General features: G+C 40.4%; 16 protein-coding genes. 7 read left to right on the forward strand and 9 right to left on the reverse strand.

The genetic code is table 11. The annotated features are described in order from the left end of the window. The first annotated feature begins 27 nt into the window (after nucleotides 1-27). Nucleotides 28-1,731, forward strand: coding sequence for a dihydrolipoyl dehydrogenase (gene lpdA, locus EJF26_RS02440; RefSeq protein WP_001162897.1), 1,704 nt, complete (start codon nucleotides 28-30; stop codon nucleotides 1,729-1,731). Nucleotides 1,732-1,790: 59 nt separating this feature from the next. Beyond that, nucleotides 1,791-2,780, forward strand: a complete 990-nt coding sequence (locus EJF26_RS02445) for a lipoate--protein ligase (protein WP_000873978.1) — start codon at nucleotides 1,791-1,793, stop codon at nucleotides 2,778-2,780. 72 nt (nucleotides 2,781-2,852) lie between these two features. Here EJF26_RS02445 and xerS read toward each other — a convergent pair whose 3' ends face one another. The 4 genes from xerS to ylqF form a co-directional block, all read right to left on the reverse strand. Next, nucleotides 2,853-3,923, reverse strand: a complete 1,071-nt coding sequence (gene xerS, locus EJF26_RS02450) for a tyrosine recombinase XerS (protein WP_000817876.1) — start codon at nucleotides 3,921-3,923, stop codon at nucleotides 2,853-2,855. 569 nt (nucleotides 3,924-4,492) lie between these two features. Then, nucleotides 4,493-6,043, reverse strand: a complete 1,551-nt coding sequence (locus tag EJF26_RS02460; protein WP_000392523.1) for a ClC family H(+)/Cl(-) exchange transporter — start codon at nucleotides 6,041-6,043, stop codon at nucleotides 4,493-4,495. A gap of 16 nt (nucleotides 6,044-6,059) precedes the next feature. After that, a complete protein-coding gene (locus EJF26_RS02465; RefSeq protein WP_000207529.1) occupies nucleotides 6,060-6,839 on the reverse strand; it encodes a ribonuclease HII in 780 nt (259 codons plus the stop codon). Beyond that, nucleotides 6,826-7,677: a ribosome biogenesis GTPase YlqF gene (ylqF, locus tag EJF26_RS02470; protein WP_000201288.1), complete on the reverse strand. Its 852-nt coding sequence runs from the start codon at nucleotides 7,675-7,677 to the stop codon at nucleotides 6,826-6,828. Before ylqF ends, EJF26_RS02465 begins: the two co-directional genes overlap by 14 nt. A gap of 207 nt (nucleotides 7,678-7,884) precedes the next feature. On the opposite strand from ylqF, the gene mazE reads away from it, so the two are divergent. Beyond that, complete coding sequence (gene mazE, locus EJF26_RS02475; protein ID WP_001098938.1) at nucleotides 7,885-8,100, forward strand: type II toxin-antitoxin system PemI/MazE family antitoxin; 216 nt, start codon at nucleotides 7,885-7,887, stop codon at nucleotides 8,098-8,100. Continuing rightward, entirely contained in the window at nucleotides 8,084-8,440 is a 357-nt protein-coding gene (locus EJF26_RS02480) for a type II toxin-antitoxin system PemK/MazF family toxin (protein WP_000125492.1), read from the forward strand. The genes mazE and EJF26_RS02480 overlap by 17 nt, the downstream gene beginning before the upstream one ends. Before the next feature lie 32 nt (nucleotides 8,441-8,472). On the opposite strand, the gene EJF26_RS02485 is transcribed toward EJF26_RS02480, so the two are convergent. The 5 genes from EJF26_RS02485 to EJF26_RS02505 form a co-directional block, all read right to left on the reverse strand. After that, nucleotides 8,473-9,651 carry a hypothetical protein gene (locus EJF26_RS02485; protein ID WP_001130893.1) on the reverse strand — a complete coding sequence of 393 codons (1,179 nt, stop codon included), beginning with the start codon at nucleotides 9,649-9,651 and terminating at the stop codon, nucleotides 8,473-8,475. A gap of 17 nt (nucleotides 9,652-9,668) precedes the next feature. Then, nucleotides 9,669-13,322 (reverse strand): helicase-exonuclease AddAB subunit AddA, encoded by a 3,654-nt coding sequence (addA, locus tag EJF26_RS02490; protein ID WP_000844091.1) that lies wholly within the window; start codon nucleotides 13,320-13,322, stop codon nucleotides 9,669-9,671. Continuing rightward, nucleotides 13,319-16,594, reverse strand: a complete 3,276-nt coding sequence (gene rexB / locus EJF26_RS02495) for an ATP-dependent nuclease subunit B (RefSeq protein WP_000772322.1) — start codon at nucleotides 16,592-16,594, stop codon at nucleotides 13,319-13,321. Before rexB ends, addA begins: the two co-directional genes overlap by 4 nt. A 106-nt stretch (nucleotides 16,595-16,700) precedes the next feature. Next, on the reverse strand, nucleotides 16,701-17,120 hold the full coding sequence (locus EJF26_RS02500) for an EVE domain-containing protein (RefSeq protein ID WP_001138490.1): 420 nt from the start codon (nucleotides 17,118-17,120) through the stop codon (nucleotides 16,701-16,703). Further along, nucleotides 17,113-17,574: a MarR family winged helix-turn-helix transcriptional regulator gene (locus tag EJF26_RS02505; protein WP_000922391.1), complete on the reverse strand. Its 462-nt coding sequence runs from the start codon at nucleotides 17,572-17,574 to the stop codon at nucleotides 17,113-17,115. Before EJF26_RS02505 ends, EJF26_RS02500 begins: the two co-directional genes overlap by 8 nt. A gap of 146 nt (nucleotides 17,575-17,720) precedes the next feature. On the opposite strand from EJF26_RS02505, the gene EJF26_RS02510 reads away from it, so the two are divergent. The 3 genes from EJF26_RS02510 (at nucleotide 17,721) to EJF26_RS02520 (ending at nucleotide 20,341) form a co-directional block, all read left to right on the forward strand. After that, nucleotides 17,721-18,530, forward strand: a complete 810-nt coding sequence (locus EJF26_RS02510; protein ID WP_000593597.1) for a Cof-type HAD-IIB family hydrolase — start codon at nucleotides 17,721-17,723, stop codon at nucleotides 18,528-18,530. A gap of 139 nt (nucleotides 18,531-18,669) precedes the next feature. After that, entirely contained in the window at nucleotides 18,670-19,578 is a 909-nt protein-coding gene (locus EJF26_RS02515; protein WP_000859686.1) for an ATP-binding cassette domain-containing protein, read from the forward strand. Nucleotides 19,579-19,588: 10 nt separating this feature from the next. Then, nucleotides 19,589-20,341, forward strand: a complete 753-nt coding sequence (locus EJF26_RS02520) for an ABC transporter permease (protein WP_000581967.1) — start codon at nucleotides 19,589-19,591, stop codon at nucleotides 20,339-20,341. The last annotated feature ends 38 nt before the right edge of the window (nucleotides 20,342-20,379 follow it).

Below are 20,379 nucleotides of genomic sequence, written 5' to 3' on the forward strand. Positions count from 1 at the left end.
TAGAGATATAGATAAAGGAAGTAAGACATGGCCTTAGAAGTAATTATGCCAAAAGCCGGCGTGGATATGACAGAAGGACAAATCGTCCAATGGAATAAAAAAGTCGGAGAATTTGTAAAAGAAGGAGAAATCCTTTTGGAAATCATGACTGACAAAGTCAGCATGGAATTGGAAGCCGAAGAAGATGGCTACTTGATTGCCATCCTCAAAGGAGATGGGGAAACAGTTCCGGTTACAGAAGTTATCGGTTACCTTGGAGAAGAAGGTGAAAATATCCCAACAGCTGGAGCAACAGCACCAGAAGCTAGCCCAGCGCCTGCAGCAAGTGCTTCAAACGACGACGGCAAGAGTGATGATGCCTTTGATATCGTTGTGATTGGTGGTGGACCTGCTGGATATGTAGCGGCTATTAAAGCAGCCCAACTCGGTGGTAAGGTTGCCCTTGTTGAGAAATCTGAACTCGGTGGGACGTGCTTGAACCGTGGCTGTATCCCAACTAAGACATACCTTCACAATGCTGAAATCATCGAAAACATCGGTCATGCAGCAAACCGTGGTATCGTCATCGAAAATCCAAATTTCACTGTAGATATGGACAAACTTTTAGAAACTAAATCTAAAGTTGTCAATACCTTGGTAGGTGGTGTTGCAGGTCTTCTTCGTAGCTACGGAGTTACTGTACATAAGGGTGTTGGTACTATTACTAAAGACAAGAATGTCTTGGTAAATGGTTCAGAATTGCTTGAAACCAAGAAAATCATCCTTGCTGGTGGTTCAAAAGTCAGCAAGATAAACGTTCCTGGTATGGAATCTTCACTTGTGATGACCAGTGATGACATTCTAGAAATGAAAGAAGTACCAGAAAGCCTTGTTATCATCGGCGGTGGCGTTGTCGGTATCGAACTCGGCCAAGCCTTCATGACATTTGGTTCAAAAGTGACTGTTATCGAAATGATGGACCGTATCGTACCAGCTATGGATGCGGAAGTTTCTAAGAATCTTCGCTTGATCCTTGAACGTAAAGGAATGACCATCTTAACTGATACTAAACTCCAAGAAATCATAGAGGAAAATGGTCAACTTCGTATCAAGGTTGAAGGAAAAGACGATATCATCGCAAGCAAAGCTCTTCTTTCAATTGGCCGTGTGCCAGACCTTGAAGGAATTGGCGATGTTGAGTTTGAATTGGATCGTGGACGCATCAAGGTCAACGAATATATGGAAACTTCTGTTCCAGGTATCTACGCACCAGGTGACATCAACGGTACTAAAATGTTGGCGCACGCAGCCTTCCGCATGGGTGAAGTTGCCGCTGAAAATGCCCTTAAAGGAAATCATGCTGTTGCCAAATTGAACTTGACTCCTGCAGCTATCTACACTCTTCCTGAAGTAGCAGCAGTAGGTCTAACTGAAGAACAAGCTCGTGAGAAATACGATGTGGCCATCGGTAAATTCAACTTTGCAGCTAACGGCCGTGCCATTGCATCAGATGCAGCTCAAGGTTTTGTAAAAGTCATTGCAGATAAGAAATACGGAGAAATTCTTGGTGTTCACATCATCGGTCCTGCAGCTGCAGAATTGATCAACGAAGCATCAAGCATTATCGAAATGGAAATCACTGTTGAAGAAATGCTGAAGACCATCCACGGCCACCCAACCTATTCTGAAGTGATGTACGAAGCATTTGCAGATGTACTAGGAATGGCCATCCATTCCCCTAAGAAAAAATAAAACGAAGATAGATTAGACTGGAAAGGTATTTTCCAGTCTCTATCGTATAAAGGGATATCATGAAATATATTATCAATCATTCAAACGACACTGCCTTTAATATTGCCTTGGAAGAATATGCCTTTAAACACCTTTTGGATGAGGATCAAATCTTCCTACTTTGGATTAACAAACCATCTATCATTGTCGGGCGTCACCAGAATACTATTGAAGAAATCAACCGTGATTATGTTCGAGAAAATGGTATTGAGGTAGTCCGCCGTATCAGTGGTGGTGGAGCTGTTTACCACGATTTAAACAACCTCAACTACACTATTATCTCAAAAGAAGATGAAAACAAGGCCTTTGACTTCAAGAGCTTCTCAACTCCAGTTATCAATACCTTGGCTCAACTAGGCGTTAAAGCTGAGTTCACAGGCCGTAATGACCTTGAGATTGATGGCAAAAAATTCTGTGGCAATGCCCAAGCTTATATTAATGGACGTATTATGCACCATGGTTGCTTGCTCTTTGACGTTGATTTGTCAGTCCTTGCTAATGCCCTCAAGGTTTCAAAAGATAAATTTGAATCAAAAGGTGTGAAATCCGTCCGTGCCCGTGTAACCAATATCATCGATGAATTACCAGAAAAAATCACAGTTGAAGAATTCCGCGATTTGCTCTTGGAATACATGAAAAAAGAGTATCCAGAGATGACTGAATACGTTTTTTCTGAGGAAGAATTGGCTGAAATCAATCGCATCAAAGATACTAAGTTTGGAACTTGGGACTGGAACTACGGTAAATCACCTGAATTTAACGTCCGTCGTGGAACAAAATTCACTAGTGGTAAGGTAGAAGTCTTTGCCAATGTTCTTGAATCAAAAATCCAAGACATCAAGATTTATGGTGACTTCTTTGGTATCGAGGACGTTGCTGCAGTAGAAGATGTCCTCCGTGGAGTGAAATACGAACGCGAAGATGTTCTTAAGGCCTTAGAAACTATTGATATTACACGCTACTTTGCTGGTATTAGTCGTGAAGAAATCGCTGAAGCAGTAGTAGAATAAATCAAAAAGAAGTTGCTTGTTTTAGCAGCTTCTTTTTATGAGTGATATTTTACATAAATAATTTTATGTATTCTATAAACTATCCAAAGCATTCTTTTGTTCATCATTGACGATATGGGTATAGAGGTCAGTGACTTGTGTACTAGCATGCCCTAACTGGTGGCTGACCAAAACTTGCGATTTAGTAGCATCATAGAGCCTAGTTGCCAGGGTATGGCGTAGTTTGTGAGGAGTTACACGGACTTTGAAGTCCTCAGAGTACTTAGCAACCATCTTTTCAACGCTAGAAGCATCGATACGATTGGGAACACCACGATATAAGGTCAGAAAGAGAGCTGTATCCGTCTTTTTCGTCTTATAGCGTTGATTTCGAATGGCTAGATAATTCTCTAGATAAGGTTTTGCAAATGCCGCGACATTAACCGAGTCACGTTTGCCACCTTTTCGAGTGACATCAATGACCATCATTTTGAGATTAAGGTCTCTTAGGTCCAGGTTAACAGCTTCAGATAAGCGAACACCAGATGCCAAGAGAAGGGCAATAATGGCCAAATCACGTTCTTTATTCTTATTAAATGACGAGAGAGCGCGATTTGAGAGTTGTTGTGGGTACTCCTGGTCGATATAGGTTAGAAAACCTTCTGTTTCATCACCTAGAAAGAGTTTTTGCTTGATGTTTTCAGCTCTGGCAGCAAGGGTTTCTTTCTTTTTCTTAGTTGAAACTTTCTTCATTACATTACGATAGAAATAGGGTTCTCCCTGGTCGTTTTCAACTTCCTCGGTCAGATACTTGTAAAGACTAGAAAGGGCTGATAAGGTCCGATTGATGGTTGTCTGCGAAACGCCTTGTTTGCTTGTATTGGCATTCAGTAAAGGTCGTTCTCGTAGATATAGGATAAAGGATTCCATGTCTTTTTTTGTCATATGTTCTAAGACAGATAAGGGGATATCGGCCATTGTATCAACGTTTGAAATGCCAGACTCCAAAACCCAGCTAAAAAATCGATCGTATTCCTTGAGGTATTCGTACAAGGTCGTAAAACTGTAGGGAACAGTAAGCTTTGATTGGTAGTATTCCAGAACATACCAGGGCATGATTTGTTTTAGTTTGTCGATTCGTTCCAGTAAAATCTCACGTTTCATGTATTTTCTCCATAATTAAGTCTACTAGTAGTATAGCATAGATCTATATGTTTTTCAAGAAAATTATAGTTTTTCGGAAAGATGTTATAGGAGCTTTTAAAGAAAGGAATAAAATAGAAAAAAGACTCAGATCTATGAAATACAGACCTAAGTCTTTTTTCTATTGTGAATTATTATATAGTGCTTTTTCTAGTTTCCAAATACTAAACCAGAATGAAATAGTCAGCAGAATAAGGAAAATAAAAAAGAGATTATCAGTAACGATACTTCTGTTCATTCTACATAACTGAAGAGCTATATAAGGAGCTATGAGATACAAAATACATTGTATAATTGCTATTGTTTTCTTTTTCATGATTTTAATCTTACTGTACAGATTTGATACAGTAAACTCCTTTCTAGCTTTATGCTTTATCATTTCTAACTTAATTATAGTCTTATTTTTACCCAAGTTCAATTATTTGTATGTAAAATATTTTATCTGCAAAAAATAACCGATCTCATTTCTGAGAATCGGTTTTCTAATGTATTTAATTAAATTTTTACACAATATAAATTATGTAAAAAACCTACAGCAACAAATCTTTGACTTTTCCAATTTCACTTTTTGGAATCACTAGGTGAATCATATCACCCAGATACATTCTAGTTGAGCCGTTAACTGTTTGGCTCTTGCCATTATGGACTTGGGTGGTGATGAGTACGTTATGTGGCAAGTTGAGTTCGTGAACCTGTTTTCCAGCGATTTTGTCTGATACAGGAATTTCAATGAGGGTAACTTCTCCTTCATCTGTCGCTTCTTCAGGCAGCATTTTTTCCAACATAGCCTCATAGACTGGCGCACCCTTGAGTAGATCCATGATGATGTAGGCTACCAAGGTCACAAGTCCGAGGGGCATGAGATTTCGGATGTCTCCTACCATTTCGGTTACAAGAATCATGGCTGTTAGGGGAGCCTTGGATATCGCTCCAAAGTAGCCACTCATTCCTAAAATGATAAATATTGGAAATTGTTCCTGACTGACAAGACCAAGATTAACACAAATGACGCCAACTAGGGCACCAAGTAAGGAACCAAGGGCCAAAATTGGTAGGAAAATTCCTCCTGGAAGGCCACTTCCATAACTAATCATGCTCCAGATAAAGCGGATCAAAAAGTAAACTAATAGAATTTGGAAACTAAAATCTTGCTTAGTTAGGGAAAGAACTAGCTGATTTCCACCACCAAGGATCTGTGGTGAGAAAATTCCGACTGGTATGATGAGAATAAAGGCCAGAATTGGATAATAAGCTCTATCTAAACGGATTTTTTGAGCAAGCCAATCATAAACTCTACCAACATTAAGTACAGCTTTCTCATAGAAAAAACCAGATAGCCCGAGAAAAACTCCCATAAGGAGGTAAATCCAATACTGGTCTAGGGTCATGAGAGGAATGTTGTCAGGCATATCCAATACTGGCGTTAGACCAAATATGAGTAGCGAAACAAAGTTTGCTACGAGACTAGCTGCTAGAGTGGAGACCCAGAAAAAGCGTGAAAAATGGTGGTAAACTTCTTCTATAACAAAGAGGAGACCTGCGATTGGTGCATTAAAGGCAGCTGCTAGTCCTGCAGCAGCCCCACTTGCAATCAAGGAACGTTCCTCTACTGGACTGGATCTGAGCCACTTGGCAATACCTTTACCACCGACCGCTCCAAGTTGAATACTTGGCCCTTCTCGACCTAGCATGAGTCCACTTGCAATAGCTAGAATCCCTAGAATATATTTTTTCCAGAGGACACTCCACCAGCTAAGAGTCATCAGTCCCTTTAGTTCGGCTTCAACTTGTGGGATTCCTGAGCCTTTGATATCTTTCTCTGAGCGAGTTAATTTGGCACTGAGCCAGCAAACTATTAAATAAAATAGGCCAATGATAAAAAGATTGCGCACTAGGTGCGCTTGATCTTGATAGAGCCCTTGTATCAGGTGGAAGCCTTTTTCGATTAAGAAACGAAAGGATCCAACAATTAGCCCGACAACTAGCCCGACGATGATTCCTCGCCCAACTTGGGATAATATGGTACTTGAAGCAAAGGCAAATTCTTTCTTGGATCGGAGTATTTCTGACTGTTCCTCCATAATCATTTCCTCCAACTTAACTTTCTTTATTTGCTACAACCAGTGTTTTGACAGGTTCAAAACTGGTACGATGAATTGGGGTAACTCCTAGTTTATCAAGACCTTCTATGTGTTTTGTCGTTCCATATCCAGCATTGGCAGCGAAATCATATCCAGGATACTGGTTGTCATAATCCTTCATTAAATTATCCCGTGTCACTTTGGCAACTATGGACGCGGCTGCGATAGAGAGCGAGTTAGCATCTCCCTTGATAATGGCTGTTTGGGAAATCGGCAATTCCAGTTTCATGGCATCGATCAAGAGGTGCTCAGGTTGTGGATTTAGCTGAGAGATTGCCTCTTTCATAGCAAGCTTAGTTGCTTCATAGATATTGACTTGGTCAATGACTTGATTATCCATGATTCCAATGCCGATTGCCAATGCTTGTTCTTGAACGGCTTGATAAATTTCCAAATGTTTCTTTTTGTGGATTTTCTTACTATCGTTGAGGCCTCTGATTTTACAATTTTTAGGTAAGATTACCGCTGCAGCGACTACAGGTCCAGCAAGAGGACCGCGGCCGACCTCGTCAATACCTGCAATTAAGGTTAAGCCTTGTTTATAAAGCTCTTTTTCATAGGAAAGCATGTTTTCTAGACGAATATTTTCCTCGAGTTCAGCTTGAATGGCTTTTTTCCGCTTGCTGATTTCCTTTTGAACTCCAGTTCGGCTATCTTTTTCCAGTTCAAGAAACAGGGGATTGTCTAAGTCTTTGACTGTAGCAAGAAGTTCTCTGATTTCTTTAATCGTCGTCATCGATGTCGTCCAATGTATCTAAGGTGTAGGTACCGAGTTTTCCATCACGAACTTCCTTCACGAAGAGACTGTAAAAACGGTCGTAGTCGTCTCGGAAACCGAGGGCGCGTGTCATATCCATGATGATCACAGGAGCATCTTCTTCAATTTTCATTTGTTTGAAGCGTTCAGCTAGCTTATCTGGATAATGTTTTTTGAAATAATTGAGACCAAAAATGGTCACTTCATCCATTGGAAGCAACTGGTCTTTTATTGCTCCAGTTAGGGCTAGTTTAAGTGCGACAGTGTCATCTTCAAACTTAGGCCATAGAATCCCTGGTGTGTCTAGAATTTCAAGGTCTTTATTGGTTTTGAGCCATTGTTGCCCCTTGGTTACACCTGGTTTATTGCCGACAACTGCAATCTTTTTCCCAGCCAAACGATTCATCAGGGTTGATTTTCCAGCATTTGGAATTCCAATAATCATGGTACGCAAGGTTTCAATCTTGATACCGCGTTCCTTTTGGCGGGCAATCTTATCTGCCATAAGCTTTTTGGCTGCATCTGTCACAACTTTCACAGTAACTTGCTCTTTGGAATTGATAGCCAGTGTTTGAATTCCCTGTGATTCAAAGTACTGACGCCATTCTTTTGTCATTGCTGGATCAGCTAGGTCTGCCTTGTTTAAAATCAAAAGTTTGGGTTTATCACCCACAATCTTGTTTAACATAGGATTTTGACTAGATAAAGGAAGACGCGCATCCACCAAAATCGTCACAAAATCAACAAATTTTAAATTCTCCTGAACTTGTCGCCGAGCCTTAGACATGTGGCCCGGAAACCATTGAATAGTAGCCATAATAATTCCCCTTCCGACTAAAAAAACGTGATAAAACGTTTTCTTTCTCACATCTATTCTATCATAAATTAGGTGCTTTTGCACAGGCTTTGACTAAAATAAAATCATACTATAGTACATAACTTAATTTATGTACTATAGTGTTTGCTTGACTTAATGTGCTGTTTGGTATATACTTTGTATATACAGTTTCGTGGAGGTAGAGTGATGAATACAGTAAAGACTCGGAAGGTGGGAAATTCTCTCACAGTGACCATTCCTAAAAATTTGGGTATGACAGAAGGTCAAGAAATGGTTGTCTATAAGGGAATTGATGGAGTCATTGTCTTGGCTCCTAAACTAAAAGATCCTTTTGATGGGATTGCTGATTTAAGAATGACAAATGATTTTGAAGGGGTAAAAATCATTGACAGCGAAATGTGATTATATTCCTGAAAAACAAGATATCATTTGGCTCGACTTTGATCCATCAGTTGGTCGGGAAATTCAAAAACGGCGCCCTGCCTTGGTTGTGTCTAGGAGAGAATATGCCTTGCAAACTGGTTTTGTTGCTGTCTGTCCCATCACCCATGGTCAGCAGCATTTAGCAGAAAAAGGCCTGCTCGTTCCTGTCTCGTCGGATAAGGTAGATGGTGCTGTCAACCCATTTCAACTTTATACCTTTGATTTTCGAATGCGCAATGCTCAAAAAATAACTAGAATGGATACGCAACGTTTTCAGAAAGTGGTTCAACTGTATCAATATATCTTTGAAGATACTTAAATCCTACCATGTATAGACAAGGTAGGATTTTTCTATATGACTAATCTTTCTAAAAATGGTTGAAGGCAGTTGGTCAAAATCCCCCTAATCCAAGTTGATTGAGCTGAAGATAGGTGGTCCGCTTCTAGACATTCTTTTAAGAATTCAGCAACTTGATCTGGAGCAATTTCAAACTCAAAGGCTTTCATCTTGTAGAAAAAGTCGATTAAATGATCAGACATGTAATCCTCTGAAAAGGGCACTTCTCCAGTTTTTCGATATTCTAGTAAGAGTCGAGAAAATTTGGCTTTTTCATCAGGCAAATCACGAAAATAAGAATTGAGAAGCCAAATCTGCTTTTGCTTTCTCTCGAGAGGATCTTGATTCACAATTCTCTGGTCTTTTTCAAGCTCTTTTTGATTTTGCTTTGCCTTGATGGCCCGCTCTTCCCTATTCTTTCCAAAAAGGATTTTTTCCCATTTTCGTTCTTCTGGTGTGAGAGTTTCTGTAAAGCCAAAGTAATCTTGATAGGCGCGTTCAGCAGGCCCCATGGCTAGAATGAGATTGTCAGCGTATTGCTTGGCGATTTTGTCTCTTTTCTTACGTTCTTTCTCTGCCTGGATCCGTAAATGTTGCTCGTAGTCTATTTTCTCCTTACCTAGCTTGATAAGGTATAGTTGATCATCAGACTTACCAAGTAGAAAGGGTTTGATACACTTTTCAAGGACTTCTTCCAGACGAGCCTTCTTTTTTGGCTCTGCCTTGGTCCAACTTCCACCTTGAAAGACTTCTAGGAAAAGCTGGTAATCTTTCTCAGGTGCAAATTGATTGCCACGATTGGCTTTGAAAACACCTTTTTCCCAAAACCATTTTAGAAGTCGTTCGTCAAAATTGCTTTTATTGACTTTGATTTTTTCCTTTTTCTTGACTTTTCTAGTTAGATTTTCAAGCTTTCTGAGAAGTTTCTCTTCTTCTTCCAGTTGCTGATCGAGGCTAATACGATGAAAATGGCGAACACAGTCGCTTCCGATTGGAAAGAGGCGTTGGCCTGTGACATTATTTAAGAGTTCGTAAGCGTACTTAATGGCATTTCCGCAGATACAGTTACTGCGCCCAATACCATTAAAAATCAAGGAAACTTCATTCCATTCCTTGGTTGCTTGATCCCAAGTATTTGCTTGCGAAGCTTGTATAACTGCGTCATGCAGGGATTTTCTAACTGGAAGTGGCATGAGGTCTCCTTTCTAGATTATACTTTTACAACTTGAACCTGGTCTTTACCAAGTAAGATCAAGTATTTTTCAACATTTTTAATCGAATAAGCTCGTGATAAGGCTTCTCCGTAGAGGGCTAACTGACCACGATAGCGTTCAATAAGCTGATTTGGTTCATCATAACGGTCAGTCTTATAGTCAAAGAGGACAATTCGGTCGTGATAGAGTAAATATCCATCTAGGATTCCACGGACAACAAAGTTCTCTTGGCTCTTTTGGTCTCGTTTGAGCATGGAGAAAGGTTGCTCTCGATAGAGATGGTTTGTATTGGCGAGAATTTCCTGACCAAGTGCTGTGTCAAAGAAAGCTAGGATTTTAGAAAGATTGATTTTATCTCTAACAGCTGGACTAGTTTGAACTTGTTTGAGAGTATTTTTCAGGCTAGCAAGTGTTGGTTGCTGACTGAGGTCGATTCTCTGCATGAGTTCGTGGGTTGCACTACCAATTTCTGCTCCTGTTACCTTTTCTTTAGTTGAAAAATCTGGTAAATCGAAGCTGATTTGCTTCTCTGGTGATTTGGTTTGGTTAGCAATTTGTACCCCTTCCATATCCATCACTGGTTCATAGAATTTCTTGATTTGGCTAGGAGTTTGGACGCTAGGAAGTTCAATAGCCGCACGGTGAAGAGTATTATAGACTTCTACCTCTTTTAGCATTTCAAGAGCTTCTTTGATGGTCTCTGACTGACGATTGCTTGCTTGAGAACTATCTTGTAGAGGACTCTTGTTTTCCAACTCTCCAATAGCTTCTCTGGTCAGCTGGTCTTCACCAACGAAACGGTAGCTAAAGTTGAGATTGTCTCTAGCAAACACTTTAGTGATAGCCCAAATCCAATCTTGGAAATTCTTGGCTTGAAGTCTGGTATGTTTATCTAGTTTTCCGTTTTCAGATCTTGGATATTCCTTAACTTCCAGCTTTTCACGAGAGCCCTTACCGACAAGATAGAGCTTTTTCTCAGCCCGTGTCATGGCAACATACAGCAGACGCATCTGCTCAGAATAGCTAGCCAGTTGCAGTTCTTCTTCATTCTGCGTATAAGTAAGGCTAGGAATGGAGAGTTTAATGGTTTTAGGATAGTGAGCTTCTACTGCTCCTGTTTCTACCTTGGCAATGTATTTGACACCAAGCCCATTTTTACGACTGAGAATAACATCAGACATTGAGTCTTGCTTATTGAAGTCCTGATCCATGTTGAGGATAAAGACATAAGGAAACTCCAGACCTTTACTCTTGTGAATGGTCATGAGTTCCACTGCATCTTTAGGTGGTGCAACGGCTGCGCTTGCGAGATCATGCTGTGCTTCCAAAACCTGATCAATCATTCGAATAAAACGAGACAAGCCTTTGAAATTACTCTTTTCAAACTGGTCTGCTCTCAAAGCTAAAGCATAGAGATTGGCCTGTCTGGCAGGACCGTTAGGCAAGGCTCCAACATAATCATAGTAAAAACGATCGTTGTATATCTTCCAAATCAAGTCATAGAGGGAGTGGGTTTTGGCATATAAGCGCCAAGAATCCAAGATATCCATGAATTGATTTAGTTTTTCCGCTAAAGCTTTGTGAATTAACTCTTTCCGCTCAGTTGTTTGTTTTTGAGCATGAAGCAGTTTTTCATAAAGATTCTCTTGGACTTTATCAGCTGCTTTCTGAAGGGACAAACGTGCTAACTCGTCCTCATCAAAGCTAAACATGGGAGACTTCATAAGGGCAACCAAGGCATAGTCTTGCAGAGGATTGTGAATGACACGAAGGGTGTCTAGCATGACTTGCACTTCTAGGGATTGGAGGTAATTATTTTGTTCTCCGTCTGTTTTTACAGGTATCCCGTATTCAGACAAGGCAAGGAGAATCTGATCATTACGACTGCGACTGGAAGTCAAAAGGGCGATTTCTTTAAAGGCTACACCATTCTCTTGATGGAGCTTCAGGATTTCCTTGATGACTAAGCGCATTTCACCTGTTAGTTTTGTTTCTACTTGGCTCTCTTCTTCCTCTTGTTCACTTTCATCCTTGTCATAAAGGAGAAATTCTGCCTTGTTCTCAGGATTGGGAGTCAGTTTGGTATTGGCAAAAACAAGCTGGTGCATGCTATCGTAGTTGATTTCACCAACGTCTTGGTCCATAAGGCGTTCAAAGACATGGTTGGTTGCTGATAGCACTTCTGAACTACTGCGGAAATTTTCCTTGAGGAGAATCAGCTTGCCCTCTTGAGGATTATGCGCATAGCGTTGGAATTTTTCATTGAAAATCTGTGGATCTGCCTGACGGAAACGGTAGATGGACTGCTTGATATCTCCCACCATAAAGCGATTGTGGCCATTCGACAGCAATTCCAGCATCCGTTCTTGAATGTGGTTGGTATCCTGATACTCATCGACCATGACTTCATGGAATCGCTCCTGATATGCCTCACGGACTTGTGGGAAATTCTCTAAAATTTCGATGGTATAATGACTGATATCAGCAAATTCAAAGGCATTTTCCTGTCGTTTACGTTCACGATAAGCCGCCACAAAATCGCTCATAAAGTTTTGGAAAGTTTTAGCTAACTCCCAGGTGTCTCCATGATAACGTTCTTGATAGTCGAGAATCGTTATCTGGTCTGCTAGTTGTCCAAGTTTTGCAAACTGGGTTTTTCTCTCCTCGTTATAAGCATCTGCAAATGGCTTCAAATCAGCCTTTCGACTAGAGTTAGCAAGAGCCCGACCATTTTTCTCCTTCGAGATAGCGACAACACGTGAAAGAACTTTTTGATAAGCCTGACTCTCGGACTCGTGATTTAAGGAGCCAATTTCATCCAAAACCTGTTGCACAGCTTCTAAATAGGCAGCTTTGGGGAAGTCCTTGGCATCATTATCCAGATGATAACGGAAAAAGCTTTCCAAATCCAAAAGAGCCTGCTTGATTTGCTCAGTTAGTTTTTCTTTTTCACTGGTAAAATCAGCTTCTTCAAAGCCTTTGAGGAAAGAATCACTCAGCCATTTTTGCGGATTACTGGTGGATTGGAGGAAGTCATAAATTTTGTAGACTTGCTGGCGCAGACCACGTTCATCCTTGCCACGCCCTGCAAAGTTCTTAACTAAACGACTAAACTTCTCTTTATTTTCACCTTGGTAATGCTCTTCAAACACCTGATGAAAAACTTCGTTTTTTAAGATTAACTGTTCGCTTTCATTTTGTAGAATACGAAAATTTGGTGCGATGTCAATCAGATAGCCATGTTTACCGAGGAATTTTTGTGTGAAGGAGTCCATGGTTCCGATGGCCGCGTTTGGCAGATCAGCCAACTGTCGTCCCAAGTGTTGTTTGAGATCAACATCATCGGTTTCTTGGATTTGCTGGCTGATTTTTTTCTCCAAGCGTTCCTTGAGTTCGGTCGCAGCCTTGACAGTAAAGGTTGAGATAAAGAGTTGAGAAATTTCCACGCCACGTGCTAATTTGTCCAGAATACGCTCTGCCATGACGAAGGTCTTTCCAGAACCAGCAGACGCTGAGACTAGGATATTCTGCCCAGCAGTATAAATGGCTTCGATTTGCTCGGCTGTTTTCTTCTGTTCCTTGCTTGAACTCGCTTCTGCTTCTTGCAATTTTTGAATCTCTTCCTCAGTTAAAAAGGAAACGGACTTCATCGGTTCAACTCCTTTCTCATTTTTTCAAACCAAGCTTGCTTGAGTTTTTCTCCCACCAGTCGTTTGCCATCAGCTAGGTCTAACTTTTCTAGGAAACGAGCTTGACCTAAATGGTAATTGGCTTCAAAGCCTGTAATGGCTTGATGTTGCTGGACGTATGGGGCAATACTACTGCCGTTTTCTGTGTACGGATTGATGGCGAACTGGCCTTTTAAAATCTTTTCAGCTGCTTTCTTGTAAAGATGAGCATTGTAGGCCAGTAGGAGCTCAAATTCCTCATCTGTCAGCTGGTTGGCTTTATTTTTATTGTAAAATTCCCCCAAGTGACTGCTTTCTTTCTCTAAAAAGAGCCCTTGGTATTTCATAGACTTGCTGGCTTCTACTACTGCTCCAGTCAAACTTTTAACGGTCAACAGAGATTGGACAGGTTCTGCCATTTCTAAGTACATAGCTCCGAAAAAGTTCTGTTCCCCTTCCTTTTTAAGGGCGGCAAGATAGGTTGGCAGTTGGGAATTAAGTCCATTGAAAAAATGAGGAAACTGGAACTGAGTCAAACTAGACTTGTAGTCTACTACTCCTAGTGCTCCATCAGCTTTCAGGCGGTCAATGCGGTCAACCTTGCCTCGCACATGGACACTGCGACCATTATCCAATTGAATAAAGGCCTGATCTTTGCCTCCAAATGTTGCTTCCTCTTGGATGGTTTCGATGGCTGGATTATGACGAAGGATGTGGCCAGTGGTCCGAGCGACATCGAGAAGAACTTCCTTGGTAAACTGGGCTTCTAAACTTTCTTGATAAATGGCTTCAAATTCGCGTTCTTGACTGGTTTCCTTAATAGCTTGCTCCAGACGTTGATCAAACGGATTTTCAGCAGGCAGTTTCAAGGCACGTTCAAAAATACGGTGCAAGAAATTCCCATGACTGCGAGCATCTGGGCGCAGGCGCAATTCTTCCTGCAAACCTAAGACATAGCGGAGGAAATAACTGTATTCATTTCGGTAAAACTCTGTCAAACCAGAGGTAGACAGGTAAAACTCCTTGTCAGCAGGATAGAGAGCTTGTAAGGTATCCTTTGCTAATGGCTTGCTACTTGGACTAGTTGGAAGGGCAGGATTTGAAAGGCCTTTTTGGTCAAGTTTTTTCCCCATGACACGCGCCAAGACAGTGACAAAGGTCACATCTTGTTCATTTTCACTAGAATCCACTTGCTGATGATAAGCCACCAGACTAGACAAGAGACTGTGATAAGAACCCATATCTTCTTTGCTAAGATTTTTATGGTTCATTCTCTTTTCTCTTCTGCTAAATCCAAAACTCACCAGTTCATGAAGATAGGCAGATTCCTTGCTCTCGTTTTCATTGAGAAGACTTGGTGCTGACAAAATCAACTGCTTACGAGCGGCATTGACTAAAGAAAGCATGGTATAGCGATTTTTTTTGAGGTTTTCACTGCTTGCAATCAGCAATTGCGCTCTCTCTTCTGTCGCTTGGTTTAGGCTTTGTCTTTCTTCGTCTGTCAAAAGACTAGTATTTTGCGCGATTTTTGGTAGATGATCCTGAGTGAGTCCAATGGCATAGACAAAGTCAGCAGTCAGTGGTGCAATCAAATCGTAACTCTGCACCAGAACGGTGTCCACTGTCGCTGGAATAGTGCGATACTGAGATAAACTCATCCCAGAGTGGAGTAAGGCTAAGAAGTCCTCCAGACTAACTTGTGAACCATCAAAAACTGTCGCAAATTGTTCTAAAACATGACAGAAAGCTTTCCAAACTTCAGCTTGCCTTTCCTGCTCTAGGACTTCCATAGTGGATGTTAAACCTTGCATCTGCTTGCTTAAAGCAGCGTTTTTTAGAAAAGCACTCCACTTTTGCAAAAGATTTTCAGCCTTCTGTTTCCGACTGGCAAATAAGGTTTCAAGAGGAGCCAAAACACGCAAACGAATGGCATTCAAGCGTTCCAAATCAAATTTTCCATGGTGGGATTTTGTGAAGATTTGCTGAAAGATTGGCAAGCCATTGATACCAAGATAGCGGAGGTATTGCTCAAAAGCATCAATCTCTGCCTGACTGAGGTCAGTATACAAGCCTGTTCTGAGAAGATTAATCAAATCCTCCTGACGGAAACGGTAGCGTTTTAAACGTAAAATTGACTCCACATACTGGGTCAAGGGATGGTGGGCCATAGATTCGCTTTTACCTAGATAGAATGGAATCTGGTACTGGTCAAAAATGGTCTTTAAGGACAATTGATAAGAAGCCACATCTCCTAACAGAATACGAAAATGCTTGTAACTCAAGTCTGGATTGTCATGTAATTTCTGACGGATACTACGCGCTACCAACTCCAACTCTTCCTTTTGCGTCAAGCAAGACCAGATTTGCAGATTATCACGGTCATTCTCATCGACTTCCAAAGTGAGTTCTGAAAAGTCATAAGAAGACTCCAGCAAACGAGAGGCCTTGTCAAAACTATCCATTTTCTCATGAGTCTGAGAACGGTCTTGAGCAGGCGTTTGGTATTTAGCACCTAAATGATGAAGAAATTCTACACTGGCTTGGTAGAGATTGCCTTCAGCGAACGGACTGGTATAGGCCTTCTTACTTGCATAAGAACCAATGACAATCTCAACACCTTTACGATGGAGCAGATCCACCACATGCTCTTCCTCGGCAGAAAAACGGGTAAAACCGTCGATAACCAAAGCCAGCTGACTGAAATCACTACTTACCTTATCATTCTCAATAGCCTCAATCAAATGGGACAACTGACTTCCCTGAGCTAACTGGCTTTGATTGAGATAGGCAGTCACTTGCTCAAAAATCAAGAGTAAGTCTGCCCGCTTGTCCTCATCGGTCAAACTTTCCAAGTCTAAAAAACTCATCTGAGCAGTTGTCATCTCGTGATAAAGTTCAATCAACTGCTGGATAAATTGAGGGTCTTGTTTAATCGCGCCATAAACACGTAAATCCTTGGAATCGAGTCCCGCAAGGCATTTATAAAAAGCCATCCCAAGCCCGATGTCATCTAGACTCGTCTTAGTTGGCAAATCATTCAAGACCAGGTAACGAGCCATCTGAGCAAAACGCGTGACGGTAATCGCAAAAGAAGCCTGCTGGGACAAGCATTCCAGCACGGCGCGTTCCTTTTCAAATGAAAGAGAGTTGGGTGCGATGTAGAAAACACGCTTGCCTGCAGCAACTAGCTCTTCTGCCTCTCTGGTTAGAATTTCAGTCAAAGAAGTCCGAATATCAGTATAAAGTAATTTCATCTCAGCCTCGTTTGCTTTATCAAAGTTTCTTACTCTATTATAGCAAAGTTCGCTTCACAGTCCAAATCCAAAATTCTTGTTGATAATCATTTAACTAGCAAATCAATCATACTTCATCATCCACTTTCATATGATGAAAGATATAGAGGAAAAAGTCTTTGGAAACTTCAAAATGTCCATAACGAAGTCGAGAAGTATAGTCTCTCCATTCAGGATGTTGTCTGGCTATTTCTATGGAACAATCTTTGACTGGTAGATAATACTCGACATTTCGTCTAAAGGGAAAGAATCCTTCAAATTGCTCTACTTGATAGGCTTTGTCATCTATAATTTTACCTACGGCCACAAAAGCCTGTAACTTATCTTGACCATTCATATCGTATTTTGGACTATAGTATAAAAGATAGTCACCTTTTTTCATACGATTTAAGGGGCCGCCCTTTCCATGACAGACCTGACAAAAATTTCCCTCAACTCCTCTTAAAACATGGTTCTTTGAAACAACTCCGACCCAATATCTAGGCATTTTTATCCTCCAATACTGCTAACATGCGATTAAAACTTTCTCTATCGTTAGAAAGTTTTTCAAAGAATTCTTCATCAATTCCCTCTACTAAGGGTAAAGCTTGATTGATCTTCTCCGCGCCAGACTTCGTCACTGAGACAAGTTTTGCCCGACTATCCTTTGGGTGTTGATCGCGTCTAATGTAGTCTTTCTTCTCCAGTAGCCTAACAATCTGGGAAACCGTCATGACATCCATACCGGTGAACCGAGCTATATCAACTTGCGTTACATATTCCTCTCTATTGCTCAGAAACAAGAGAGAGGTTAACACGATAAATTGAGGCAAAGTGAGACCAACTGATTTTAAAACTCTTTTTAAGTTGCTTTCCCACTTGTTGTAAACTTTGATGAAAAGAAGACCTGTAGATTCTGTTTCATCATTTTTGTAAATTGAATTAAACTTATACTTTAACATTTTTTCTCCTCAAATATTAAGTATACATATTATATAAGAATTTATTTTGTTTTTCAAGAAAATGAAAGTCAAATTTTACAATTCTGTCAGACATTTTATAGTCTATATGCTATAATAAAAGCAAAACACCTAGAAAAGGAAGTCTTATGATTAAACTACTAGCCTTGGATATGGACGGAACCCTCCTTAATGAAGCCAAGGAAATCCCACAAGCCCACATTACTGCCATTCACCAGGCTATTGAAAAAGGCGTCAAATTGGTTCTCTGTACGGGTCGACCGCTTTTCGGTGTTCTTCCTTATTACAAAAAACTGGGTCTTGATCTCCAGAACGAGTATGTCATTGTCAATAACGGTTGCTCAACTCACCAGACCAGTGACTGGAGTCTAGTTGACTGGCAAGAACTCAGTCCAGCTGACATTGAATACCTCTATGACCTGGCTGAAAAAAGCGACGTCCAGTTGACTCTTTTTGATGAAGAACATTATTTTGTTCTCGGTGGTAAGCCTAATCAAATCGTTCAAAATGATGCCAAGCTCGTCTTTTCAGACCTGACTGAAATTTCCCTTGAGGAAGCCACCAGTGGTAAATATCGTATGTTCCAAGGAATGTTTTTGGGAACAAAAGAGCAAACAGACGATTTTGAGAATCGTTTTGCTGGGGAGCTTTGCCAACAATTTAGCGGTGTTCGTTCGCAGCCTGTCATTTATGAAGCTATGCCACTTGGTACGACAAAGGCTACTGCTCTTTCTCGACTAGCAGATATTTTGAAGATTGATTCCTCAGAAATCATGGCCATGGGCGATGCCAATAACGACATCGAAATGCTTCAGTTTGCAGGACTTGGCATTGCTATGGGAAATGCTAGTGACCATGTCAAATCCCTTGCTAATGACGTTACAGCCAGTAATGAAGAAGACGGCGTTGCGCGTGCCATTGAGAAGTATATTTTATAATTGAGAGGCCCAGTTCATATCAACTGGGTTTTGTTTTTTAGAATCATAAAACTTTAGAAACTCTTTAGAATTACTTGAACTTTCTTTGATTTCTATAGCTTATACTAAAGTTAGAAAAATAAATCAAAAGGAGAAAATCATGAAAACAGTACTCGAAATTCAAGGACTGACCAAACAATTTGGTAAACAAGCTATTCTTCAAGATCTTAGTCTAATCATAAAAGAGGGAGATATTTATGGTCTAATTGGAAAAAATGGAGCAGGTAAAACTACTCTTATTAAAATCATTACACAATTATTGTTTGCGGACAAAGGTACAGTTTCCCTCTTTTCTAGTCAAGGACAAAATGAGTGGACCAAGGCTTTATCTCGAGTTGGTTCTGTTATCGAATCACCTGTAGCCCATAATCATTTAACAGCTTATCAAAATCTGAAATATTATTGTATGATTCGTCATATCCCAAATGCTGATAAGGTGATTCATGAGACCTTGGACTATGTTGGCTTGTCAGATACAGGGAAAAAAGTCTTTCGTGATTTCTCACTAGGAATGAAACAAAGACTTGGCATCGCCATTGCCCTCCTATCCAAACCTGACTTCCTTATTCTTGATGAACCCATTAACGGTCTCGATCCGATTGGAATCAAAGAATTTCGTCTGATGATTCAGCGACTCAATCAAGAAAAAGGCATAACTATCCTCATCTCTAGCCATATCTTGTCAGAACTCTATCTCTTAGCTAATCGCTTTGGTATTCTGGATCAAGGTAAGATTATCCGTGAAATCAGTAAAGCCGAGTTTGAAACACTGAGTGAGGATTATATTGTTCTTAAAACAAGCGATAAAGAAAGAGCTTGTCAGGTATTGAAAGAACAAATCCAACTCCAGTTTAAGGTTGTCAATCCTGAAAATGAAATCCATATCTTTGGTAATGAACAAGATGTCAAACAGATTCTCAAGCAACTAACTTTGTCCGATGTTGCTATTGATGAGATTTACTTTGCCCGTCAAAACCTAGAAGAATACTTCACCCAATTGGTAGAATAGGAGAAAAATCATGATACATACCATTCAAGCAGATTTTTACCGTCTTTTCCGCTCCAAAGGATTCTGGATTACAGAATTCATTCTCTTTGTACTTATGTTACTGGGTGCTACTATTGGTGCTACAGGACATCTAATGGCAGTAAATACAACACCACCAGAGACTCCTACCCATGGTTGGAATGGGATAGAAGCTCTAATCAACGCGTCTAGCAATGGTTCAAACCTCGTTTTTCTCTGCATTGTTCTAGCATGTCTCGTTCTCGGAGTTGATCTAATCGGCAAGCTCTATAAAAATAGTTTGACTGTTGGCGTTTCTCGTACAGAGTTTTTCCTTGCTAAATCCTTTGTACTAGCAAGTATCGCTTTCTTACAACTTATTGTTAGCCTTGTTATTGCCTTTATTCCAGCAACTATACTAAACGGACTTGGTACGATGCCTGATGGCTTTATCGGCAATCTACTTGTAACCATTTTCCTTCAATTTCTCTGCCTTCTCGCTTGGCTTTCAATTGTTTCCTTCATTCTCTATGTTAGTCATTCTTATCTTGCGGTATTTATTGGTTATTTGGTCAGCTCTATCTTACTTTCTATGCCAATGCTTGTTTTCCCAGACATTGAAATTCTACGATATTTAATCCTAGATTTTGCCTATGCTATGACTAGTAATAGTCAATCTATTCTCTATACCATCACGGTTTGCGTTTCTGTCATACTTTTCTTCTCTCTCAGCAGCCTTACCGTTTTCAAGAAGAAAAGTCTATAAAAAATGACCTCCTCTAGACTACTGAGGAGGTTTCTTTT

Source organism: Streptococcus oralis subsp. dentisani (assembly GCF_007475365.1).
Taxonomy (GTDB): domain Bacteria; phylum Bacillota; class Bacilli; order Lactobacillales; family Streptococcaceae; genus Streptococcus; species Streptococcus mitis_AX.

Coding starts and splice junctions, on each gene's coding strand:
- EJF26_RS02510 (WP_000593597.1), top strand. CDS start 17,721: ATGATTAAACTACTAGCCTTGGATATGGACGGAACCCTCCTTAATGAA.
- EJF26_RS02505 (WP_000922391.1), bottom strand. CDS start 17,574: ATGTTAAAGTATAAGTTTAATTCAATTTACAAAAATGATGAAACAGAA.
- EJF26_RS02515 (WP_000859686.1), top strand. CDS start 18,670: ATGAAAACAGTACTCGAAATTCAAGGACTGACCAAACAATTTGGTAAA.
- lpdA (WP_001162897.1), top strand. CDS start 28: ATGGCCTTAGAAGTAATTATGCCAAAAGCCGGCGTGGATATGACAGAA.
- EJF26_RS02500 (WP_001138490.1), bottom strand. CDS start 17,120: ATGCCTAGATATTGGGTCGGAGTTGTTTCAAAGAACCATGTTTTAAGA.
- addA (WP_000844091.1), bottom strand. CDS start 13,322: ATGAAGTCCGTTTCCTTTTTAACTGAGGAAGAGATTCAAAAATTGCAA.
- EJF26_RS02460 (WP_000392523.1), bottom strand. CDS start 6,043: ATGGAGGAACAGTCAGAAATACTCCGATCCAAGAAAGAATTTGCCTTT.
- xerS (WP_000817876.1), bottom strand. CDS start 3,923: ATGAAACGTGAGATTTTACTGGAACGAATCGACAAACTAAAACAAATC.
- EJF26_RS02465 (WP_000207529.1), bottom strand. CDS start 6,839: ATGACGACGATTAAAGAAATCAGAGAACTTCTTGCTACAGTCAAAGAC.
- rexB (WP_000772322.1), bottom strand. CDS start 16,594: ATGAAATTACTTTATACTGATATTCGGACTTCTTTGACTGAAATTCTA.
- EJF26_RS02520 (WP_000581967.1), top strand. CDS start 19,589: ATGATACATACCATTCAAGCAGATTTTTACCGTCTTTTCCGCTCCAAA.
- EJF26_RS02445 (WP_000873978.1), top strand. CDS start 1,791: ATGAAATATATTATCAATCATTCAAACGACACTGCCTTTAATATTGCC.
- ylqF (WP_000201288.1), bottom strand. CDS start 7,677: ATGGCTACTATTCAATGGTTTCCGGGCCACATGTCTAAGGCTCGGCGA.
- mazE (WP_001098938.1), top strand. CDS start 7,885: ATGAATACAGTAAAGACTCGGAAGGTGGGAAATTCTCTCACAGTGACC.
- EJF26_RS02485 (WP_001130893.1), bottom strand. CDS start 9,651: ATGCCACTTCCAGTTAGAAAATCCCTGCATGACGCAGTTATACAAGCT.